This window comes from Thermoanaerobaculia bacterium, assembly GCA_035260525.1.
GTDB lineage: Bacteria > Acidobacteriota > Thermoanaerobaculia > UBA5066 > DATFVB01 > DATFVB01.
In genome coordinates this window covers 1-8,721 of sequence record DATFVB010000142.1, presented here as the reverse complement: position 1 = coordinate 8,721, position 8,721 = coordinate 1, and the positions used below count along the sequence as shown (strand labels likewise).

8 protein-coding genes are annotated in these 8,721 nt (G+C 69.0%); 5 read left to right on the top strand and 3 right to left on the bottom strand.

The features are described 5' to 3' along the window. Both VKH46_06710 and VKH46_06705 read left to right on the top strand, forming a co-directional pair. Positions 1-189: aldose 1-epimerase (locus tag VKH46_06710; protein ID HKB70520.1), on the top strand; the 189-nt coding region annotated here is incomplete at its 5' end. A gap of 41 nt (positions 190-230) precedes the next feature. Next, positions 231-698: a DinB family protein gene (locus VKH46_06705; protein HKB70519.1), complete on the top strand. Its 468-nt coding sequence runs from the start codon at positions 231-233 to the stop codon at positions 696-698. 279 nt (positions 699-977) lie between these two features. Here VKH46_06705 and VKH46_06700 read toward each other — a convergent pair whose 3' ends face one another. Together VKH46_06700 and larB are read right to left on the bottom strand one after the other, a co-directional pair. Beyond that, on the bottom strand, positions 978-2,105 hold the full coding sequence (locus VKH46_06700; GenBank protein HKB70518.1) for a deoxyhypusine synthase family protein: 1,128 nt from the start codon (positions 2,103-2,105) through the stop codon (positions 978-980). Then, a complete protein-coding gene (larB, locus tag VKH46_06695; GenBank protein ID HKB70517.1) occupies positions 2,003-2,767 on the bottom strand; it encodes a nickel pincer cofactor biosynthesis protein LarB in 765 nt (254 codons plus the stop codon). Before larB ends, VKH46_06700 begins: the two co-directional genes overlap by 103 nt. A 187-nt stretch (positions 2,768-2,954) precedes the next feature. Between larB and VKH46_06690 the strand changes: the two genes are divergently transcribed. The 3 genes from VKH46_06690 to VKH46_06680 are packed head-to-tail and all read left to right on the top strand — an operon-like array spanning position 2,955 to position 7,866. Then, positions 2,955-4,382: a pyridoxal-dependent decarboxylase gene (locus tag VKH46_06690; GenBank protein ID HKB70516.1), complete on the top strand. Its 1,428-nt coding sequence runs from the start codon at positions 2,955-2,957 to the stop codon at positions 4,380-4,382. A 60-nt stretch (positions 4,383-4,442) separates the two neighbouring features. Further along, positions 4,443-4,739, top strand: a complete 297-nt coding sequence (locus tag VKH46_06685; GenBank protein ID HKB70515.1) for a hypothetical protein — start codon at positions 4,443-4,445, stop codon at positions 4,737-4,739. A 19-nt stretch (positions 4,740-4,758) separates the two neighbouring features. Continuing rightward, positions 4,759-7,866, top strand: coding sequence for a hypothetical protein (locus VKH46_06680; protein ID HKB70514.1), 3,108 nt, complete (start codon positions 4,759-4,761; stop codon positions 7,864-7,866). Positions 7,867-8,525: 659 nt separating this feature from the next. On the opposite strand, the gene VKH46_06675 is transcribed toward VKH46_06680, so the two are convergent. Then, positions 8,526-8,721: hypothetical protein (locus VKH46_06675; protein ID HKB70513.1), on the bottom strand; the 196-nt coding region annotated here is incomplete at its 5' end.

The following is an 8,721-nucleotide window of genomic DNA, read 5'->3' as shown; positions in this document are numbered from 1 at the left end:
GCGGGCCCGGAGTTCCGGGAGTGGGTGCTCTACGCGCCTCCCGATCGCTCCGTCGTCGCGATCGAGCCGTACACTTGCACGACCGACGCCGCCAACCTCGCCGCGCGCGGAATCGACTCGGGCCTGATCGCGCTTCCGCCGGGAGAAACATGGGGGAGCGAAGTGGAATTCGGGCTGCGAGCCTTCTGACCGCCGACGATCGCCCGCCGGCGCCCGCGTAGAATCGCGGCATGACCGAAAACGAACGTCTGCTCGACCAGCTCCGGCGCGCCTACCGCGGCGGGGCCTTCCACGGCCCCGCCGTCTTCGAGATCCTCGAGGGCGTGAGCGCGGAAACCGCGGCCGCGAAGCCCCTCGCCGGCGCGCACTCGATCTGGGAGCTCGTGCGGCACGTCGCGACATGGAACCGGATCCCGGTGCAGCGGATCCGCGAGCGCCGCGCGATCGACCCGATCGACGCCGAGAATTTTCCGGTGGTCGGCGACCCGTCGGAATCCGCGTGGTCGGCCGCGAAGCAGGAGCTGTCGGCCTCGGCCGACGACGTGGCCGCGACGATCGAAGCGCTTCCCGCCGAGCGGTTCGCCGAGATCGTGCCCGGACGCACCTACACCGTCGTCGCGATGCTCGACGGCGTCATCCAGCATGCGCTCTACCACGCCGGGCAGATGGCGCTCGTGAAGAAGGCGAGCGGAAAATGACGGCAGAACGAAAAAGAAAATGGACGTCGTCCAAGCTTTCCGCGGTTTCGACGGCGCCGTCGCTCTGACCGGGGATCGCGAAGACCGATCCTCATAAGGGATCAGTGCACCAGAGCAAGCGGATTCGTAGTCCCGACCCTCCCGACGCACTTCACTCGGACGCCAGCGTCGAGAAAGGACCCAAAGACGATGTCCCCTTCGTGACCGGGTTTGTCTTCTGCATGCGGCCAGATCCTACGACACCGATCCCGGTGTTCGCGTCATCGCCCCCCGCGACGGTTACTTCGCCGTCATGCTCTCGAGAATGTCGTCCTTCCAGACGTACTTCAGGCGCTTCCGGCCCCGCGCGGCGTTCTTCTGGAGCGCGTAGGCATAGAGCATCGGGAGCGCGACGGACGTCTCGACGAACGCCATCTCGTGGGTCGCGGTCTTCGACACCTTCCCCCACGAGGTCGCTTCCGAGAGCGTCGAGCCGCCGAGGCCGCCCCAGTGGGGCGCGTCGGTCGTCACCTGCAGCGCGTATCGGTGGCCGCCGGTGTCGAGCCCGAAGATGTAGCTCATCACGATCGAGTCGTTGATGTAATTCTTCGGCACCCCGCCGGAGATGTAGAGCGCGGCGGTGCATTTGGACTTGACGACGATCTGGGTGAGCTCGTAGTTGTCGCGGATCGACGAGATGATGAACGGCTCCTTCCCGGCCTGGCGCGCGCGGTGGTAGTGCTCGGTCAGCCCGATGCCGATCGACGAGTCGTTCAACGCGGGCACGAACAGGGGGACGTTGCGTCGCGCGCAGGCGCCGAGGATCGACCCCTCGTCGTGCCGCGCGGTCTCGGCGAGCAGGCGCAGGAACGCGCGCGAGGAGAGCGCCTTCCCCGCGAGCCGGTCCGCGAACTGCGACACCGCCAAGTCGGTCTCCCAGTACTTCTCCTCGTCGATGAACGTGTCGTAGAGGCGGTCGATGTAGAGGTCGCGGAGCATCCGGTCGTCGATGTCGGGGGTCCCGTGGTAGTGCCGCCCGCCGCGCACCTGGTAGTAGTCCTGCGAGACGATCGCTCCCGTCGAGACGATCACGTCGACCATGTTGTTCTCGACGAGATCGACGATGACCTGCCGCATCCCCGCGGCGATCAGCGATCCGGCGAGGCCGAGGAAGATCGTCGGACGGTCCTTGTCGCGCAGCGCCTTCTCGAAGACCTCGGCGCAGCGCCCCAGCGCCCGCGCCTGGAAGGAGATGTCGCGGTACTGGTCGAGGAGCTCCGAGACCGTCGTGTCGGCCTCGATCTTGACCGGGGTGGTCGGCCGGCCTAGGAGCGCTTTCTTCTTGCGCCGGTCGACGCCGACCGCCGCGCCGTGGACGTACTCCTCGGCCGACTTGCCGACGCGCCGCTTTCCCTGGGTCTTTGCCATGTCTTCGGTCCTTTCGAAAGAATTCGGAAGGCGCCCATCGCCGCGCCGTATCCGGAATCGATGTTGACGGCGACCATGCCGTTGGCGCACGAAGAGAGCGCCGAAAGGAGCGGCGAGAGCCCGGCGAAGTTCGCGCCGTAGCCCCGCGAGGTCGGGACGCAGAGGATCGGCCGCCCGACGAGCCCGCCGATCACCGAGAACATCGCGCCTTCCATCCCGGCGACCGCGATCACGACGTCGGCGCGCTCGATCTCCTCGAGCTTGCCGAGCAGCCGCACGACCCCCGCCACGCCCACGTCCGCGATGATCCGCGAGGAGACGCCGAGATACTCGAGCGTGCGGCGCGCCTCCTCCGCGACGTCGATGTCGGCCGTCCCTGCCGTCACGATTGCCACGTCCCCCGGTACCGGACGGTTGGGCTTTCCGACATGGAGGATCAGCGTGCGGGAGCGGGGATCGTAATCCGCCCTTCCGGGGAGAGCCTCGCGCGAGAGCTCGTCCCACGCCTCGGGGGAAAGCCGCGTGACGAGCACGTCGTTCTCACGGGAGAGCTGCCGCACGATGGCCGAGATCTGCCCGGCGTCCTTTCCCGAGGCGAGCACGACTTCCGGAAATCCGAGCCGGCGGACACGGTCGAAATCCAGGGTGAAATCCGCAGTCATCGGCGCGATTCTATGTCGGCCTGCGTCGAGTTGAGAACGTGCCGCCGAGTTGAAGACCGCGCCCCCGAGTTGAAGCGGACGCCTTCGGCGCCGCTTAACTCGGGGGGGAGGGGAAGCGAGCCATTGCGGAATACCGTGACCCGCATTCCACCGTCCGTGGTACAAGCCGACCAGGAGTCGCGCTCCCATGACGCCCGAAGAATTCCGCCGCCACGCTCACGCCGTCGTCGACTGGATCGCCGATTACCGCGCCCGCGTTCCGGAGCTCCCCGTGATGGCGCGCGTCGAGCCCGGCGCGCTGCGCGATGCCCTTCCCGCCGACCCGCCGGAGCAGGCCGAGCCGTTCGAGGCGATCCTGGCCGATCTCGACCGCGCGATCGTCCCCGCGCTCACGCACTGGCAGCATCCCGGTTTCTTCGCGTTCTTCCCGTCCAACGGCGAGCTCTCTTCCGTCCTGGGCGACTTCGTCTCGACGGGTCTCGGCGTCCTGGGGCTTTCGTGGCAAGCCTGCCCGGCGCTGACCGAGCTCGAGGAGGTCGCCACCGACTGGCTGCGGCGGATGACCGGGCTGTCGGAAGCCTGGAGCGGCGTCATCCAGGACACCGCGTCGACGTCGACTCTGGTCGCGCTCCTCTGCGCGCGCGAAAGGACGACCGGTTACGCGATGGTCCGCGGCGGCACCGCCGGCGAGGGTCCGCTGTCCGTGTACTGCTCGGAGCAGAGCCACAGCTCGGTCGAGAAGGCGGCCCTGCTCGCGGGCTTCGGGCGCTTGCACGTCCGAAAGGTCGCCGTCGACGCCGTGTATGCCCTGCGGCCGGACGCTCTCGCCGAAATGGTGGCGGAAGATCTCGCCCGCGGCGTCCGCCCGTGCGCGGTCGTCGCGACGACCGGCACGACGGCGACGACCGCCATGGATCCCGTCGACGCGATCGCCGAGGTCGCCCGCGCGCACGGTCTCTGGCTGCACGTGGACGCCGCGATGGCGGGCTCCGCGATGATCCTTCCGGAGTGCCGGCGGCTCTGGGAAGGGATCGAGAAGGCCGACTCGATCGTGATGAACCCGCACAAGTGGCTGGGCGCCGCGTTCGACTGCTCGGTCCATTTCGTCCGCGATCCGCAGCATCTCGTCCGGGTGATGAGCACCAACCCGAGCTATCTGCGGAGCGCCGTCGACGAGAAGGTGACGAACTACCGGGACTGGGGGATCCCGCTCGGCCGCCGGTTCCGCGCGCTGAAGCTCTGGTTCCTCATCCGTTCGGAAGGGGCCGAGGGACTCCGCCGGCGGCTGCGGCGCGACATCGAGAACGCCCGGTGGCTCGAAGAGCAGGTCCGCGGGGGCGCCGGATGGCGCGTCCTCGCCCCGGTCGCGCTCCAGACCGTCTGCGTGCGCCATGAGCCTCCCGGACTCGGGGGCGACGCGCTCGACCGGCACACCCTCGCCTGGGCCGCGCGCGTCAACGCCTCGGGAAAGGCGTACGTGACGCCGGCCCTCCTCGACGGCCGCTGGATGGTGCGCGTGTCGATCGGGGCGCTCGCGACGGAGCGGGAGGACGTCGAGAAGCTCTGGGAGCTCATGATCGCGGAGGCCGAGCCCGCCGATCCGGACCCCTCCTGAGGCCGCGCGCCGCCGCCGGCTGAAAAGGTTGACTAAGATACGTTTCGTTGGAGGTGCCTCATGATCGTCGTCCGCAGCGTCTTTCGTCTGAAGTTCGGCAAAGCCCGGGAAGCGAAGGAAGCAATGAAGAACCTCCTCGCGGTCAACCGCCGGCTCGGGGCGGGGCAGGAGATGCGGGTCCTGACCGACATCAGCGGCCCGTTCTACACGCTGGTCCTCGAGATGAGCTTTCCGTCGCTCGCGGCGTTCGAGGAGGCGGAGTCGACGATGGGGGACGCCGCCTTCAAGGACTCGTACGCGAAGTTCGTGCCGCTCGTCGAGTCGGGCCACCGCGAAATCTTCCGGGTCGTCGAGTAAGAACCGAAAAGGGGTGACGATGAAGCCGATCAGCCGGGCTCTCGCGGCGGCCGCCGCGCTCTGTGTCTCCGCCGCCCTCCTCGCGGGGGCGCGGATCTCCTCCGCCGCCGCGGCGCCGCCGCGATCCGCGCCGTACTCCGCCCTCCACTGGCGCTCGATCGGCCCCTTCCGGGCCGGCTGGGCGACGTGCATCGAAGGGATCCCCGATCGCCCGAACGTCTTCTACTTCGGCGCGGCCGTCGGCGGCGTGTGGAAGACGGAAGACGCGGGGCGGACCTGGAGCCCGCTCTTCCAGAACGAGCGGACCGCGTCGGTCGACGCGCTCGCGATCGCCCCTTCGGGCCCGAACGTGATCTACGTCGGCACGGGCCAGGTCGAGACGCGGTACGACATCCCGTCGGGGCGCGGGATCTACCGGTCCGACGACTCGGGAAAGACGTGGCGACACCTCGGGCTCGACGCGACGCGCGCGATCGGCCGGATCCTCGTCGATCCGAAGAACCCGGACGTCGTCCTCGCCGCGGCGATGGGACACATCTTCGCGGCCAATCCCGACCGCGGCGTCTATCGGACCGAAGACGGCGGCCGCACGTGGAAGAAGACGCTCTTCGTCGACGAGAACACGGGCGCCGTCGACCTCGCGGCCGATCCGCGGAATCCCGCGGTCGTCTATGCCGCCGCGTGGCAGGCGCGCAATTATCCCTGGCTCTCCTATTTCCAGCCGAACGTCGGCCCCGGGTCGGGCGTCTACAAGTCGGAGGACGAAGGCCGGACGTGGAAGCGGATCTCCGGCGGCGGCTGGCCGGCGGGAAACCTCGGGCGGATCGGGCTGGCGGTCTCGGGAAACGGACGCGTCTGGGCCGCCATCGCCGCGAGCGCCTCGAGCGGCAACTTCGAGCTCGGCGCCGAGAAGGGAAACCGGACCGGCCTCTATCGTTCCGACGACGGCGGCGCGACGTGGACACTCGTCTCGGCGGAACCCTGGATCGGAAGCGACTACTTCGGCCGGGTCACGGCCGATCCGGTGGACCCGGACGTCGTATGGATGACCGGGCAGTCGATCCGCCGCTCGAGCGACGGCGGAAAGACGTTCGAGGTCTTCAAGGGATCTCCGGGCGGAGACGATTACCACTTCATCTGGATCAACCCGAAGCATCCCGATCACATCGCGACGGGAAGCGACCAGGGAGCCGTCGTGACGGTCAACGGCGGGAAGAGCTGGAGCAGCTGGTACAACCAGCCGACCGGGCAGTTCTACCACATCGCCGCCGACGACCGCTTCCCATACTGGATCTACAGCGGACAGCAGGACAGCGGGACCATCGGGATTGCTTCGCGAAGTGATTACGGGGCGATCTCGTTCCGCGAATGGCACCCGGTCGGCGGCGACGAGCGCGACTACGACGTGCCGGATCCGGGCGACCCGCTGACGATCTATGCGAGCGGACTCGGCGGGAACCTCCGCCGCTTCGACACGCGCACCGGCCAGAGCGCCGCGATCGATCCCAACGTCGTCTCCGTCTACGCGCGGCGCGCGACGACCGTCAAGTACCGCTACACCTGGATCACGCCGATCGCGGTCTCGCCTCGCGAGCCGCACGCGATCTACCAGGGCGCGCAGGTGCTCTTCCGCTCCCGCGACCGCGGTCACTCGTGGGAGACGATCAGCCCCGATCTCTCGCGCGCCGTCGCCGGCACGAAAGGATGCGACGGGGCGATCACGATCGACAGCGCCGCGCCGTGCGGTTTCGGGGTCATCTACTCGATCGCGCTCTCGCCGCGGAGCGACGACGACATCTGGATCGGCACCGACGACGGTTTCGTCCAGCGTACGCGCGACGGCGGCAAGACCTGGACGAACGTCACGCCGAAAGGACTCGATCCGTGGAGCAAGATCGCGTCGCTCGACGTTTCGGCGCTCGATCCGGAGACCGCCTACGTCGCCGTCGACCGGCACCGCCTGGACGACTTCACGCCGCGGGCCTACCGGACGCACGACGGCGGCCGGACCTGGACGCCGATCGCCGCCGGCCTTCCGTCGGACGGCTACGTCGACGTCGTCCGCGCCGATCCCGAGCGGCGAGGGCTGCTCTACGCGGGCACCGACTCGGGGGTCTTCGTGTCCCTCGACGACGGCGCGCTCTGGCAGCCGCTCCAGCGGGATCTCCCGACGACGTGGGTTCGCGACCTGCTCGTCCACGGCGACGACCTCGTGGCGGCCACACAGGGGCGCGGGATCTGGATCCTCGACGACGTCACGCCCCTCCGGCAGCTCTCGACGGATTCGAAGGAGGCGGCCGTCCGGCTCTTCCGTCCGGCCGACGCGATCCGCGTGCGCCGAAACGAGAACCACGACACGCCGCTTCCGCCCGAGACCCCGCTCGGCGAGAACCCCCCGGCGGGGGCGCTCATCGACTACTCGCTCGGCGCCGGGTCGCGCGGTCCCGTGACGCTCGAGATCCTCGACGCGAAGGGCGCGTCCGTGCGCCGCTATTCGAGCCAGGACCAGCCGGAGAAGATCAAGGCCGAGCGCTATTTCGCCGCCGCGTGGTTGAAGCCCGAGCCGATCCTTCCCGCCGAACCGGGCGATCACCGTTTCGTCTGGGATCTTCGGTACCCGCGCCCGAAGGCGGAGGAATACGGTTATTCGATCGCCGCGGTCTGGGGAGAGAACACTCCCGCGGAGCCGGAAGGGGCGCTCGCTCCTCCCGGGACGTACGCCGTGCGCCTGACCGCCCGCGGGAAGACCGAAACGCAGCCTCTCGTTCTCCGGATGGATCCCCGCGTCACGGTCGCTCCCGAGGCGATCGCCCGACAGCTCGCGGTCGCGCAGGATGCCGCTGCGTGGATGGATCGCTCGCTCGCGGCGATCGAGGAGCTCGAGACGCTCCGCAAGAAGCTCGCTCCGCCGTCCGGGCCGCCCCCGGAGAAGGACGCCGCCGCCCGCCTCGCGCCGTTCGAGGGCGCCGGCGGGTTCGCGCGCCTGCATCGCCGTTTCGCTTCCGTATTCGAAGCGGTGGAGAGCGCCGACGCGGCGCCGACCGCCCAGGCCGAAGCCGAGCTCCAGCGGACGAAAGCGGAGTTCGAGGCGCTCGAGGCGAAGTGGAAGGAGCTGGACAAGAAATAGCCACGCCCGCTGCGGAAATCGCCGAAAGCGATTCCCGCAGCCCTGCTGCTGCGAGGAATTCGCCGGCACGGGCTCGAACGAGCGTCGAACTCTGCGTCAGGCTGAGGACCGCGACGGCATCCGCCCGATCTGCTTCCGTTCGGGCCCCGGAGCGGTCGAGGGCTCAGCCCGAGCCGCGTAGGACGCATCGCGGAAAGTCTCCGCGAAGTAACCGAGCGGAGGAGGTCCGCGATGCGGGAGCGGGAGCGCCGCGAGGAAACGGGGAATGTGGCCAAAGCGTCAAGGTCGAGAAGAGGGGCGAGGACGGCGGATTCGGTCGAGCGCCTCGAGCGCGAGCCGAATCCGGCGTCAGGCCCGAGCAAGCTCCCGCGACAGAAAATGGCGGGTGGGGCGCGGAGCTGGTTCTAAGAACCGTTCCGCGCCCCTTCTGCGATGGTGAGGTGTTTTGGAGAGGCGCGAGGGATTTCCCCTCGGCCATGAAAACGGGGCCCCCCCCGGGTTTATTCCGGAACGGCCCCCTCTCCCGGGAAAATCGTCACCGCGTCGCCGGGAAGGGGACTCCCGTCATTAATCGAGAAGGCGCGGCCCGAAAGCGCTCGTAACCCCTTCCCTTCGAGCGGTTCCGCTCCCCGCGGCGCCGCCGCCCCGGGGAGGGGCACCTAGGCCACCTCGACGCGCTGGATCGACTTGCCGACCGGGCGGCACCAGGAGCGGTAGGCGGGGAGCTTTCCGCGCGCCGCGTCGAAATAGAGCCGGCGCACCGAGCCGGTGATCTCTCCCGTCCGGCCGCTGCCGATCGGGCGATGATCGACGCGCGCGATCGGGATGATGCCGATGCCGGTCCCGGCAAGGAAC

Bases quoted from the DNA above. Each gene is read 5' to 3' on its own strand.
- VKH46_06685 (HKB70515.1), top strand. From the start codon at position 4,443: ATGATCGTCGTCCGCAGCGTCTTTCGTCTGAAGTTCGGCAAAGCCCGG.
- larB (HKB70517.1), bottom strand. From the start codon at position 2,767: ATGACTGCGGATTTCACCCTGGATTTCGACCGTGTCCGCCGGCTCGGA.
- VKH46_06680 (HKB70514.1), top strand. From the start codon at position 4,759: ATGAAGCCGATCAGCCGGGCTCTCGCGGCGGCCGCCGCGCTCTGTGTC.
- VKH46_06700 (HKB70518.1), bottom strand. From the start codon at position 2,105: ATGGCAAAGACCCAGGGAAAGCGGCGCGTCGGCAAGTCGGCCGAGGAG.
- VKH46_06705 (HKB70519.1), top strand. From the start codon at position 231: ATGACCGAAAACGAACGTCTGCTCGACCAGCTCCGGCGCGCCTACCGC.
- VKH46_06690 (HKB70516.1), top strand. From the start codon at position 2,955: ATGACGCCCGAAGAATTCCGCCGCCACGCTCACGCCGTCGTCGACTGG.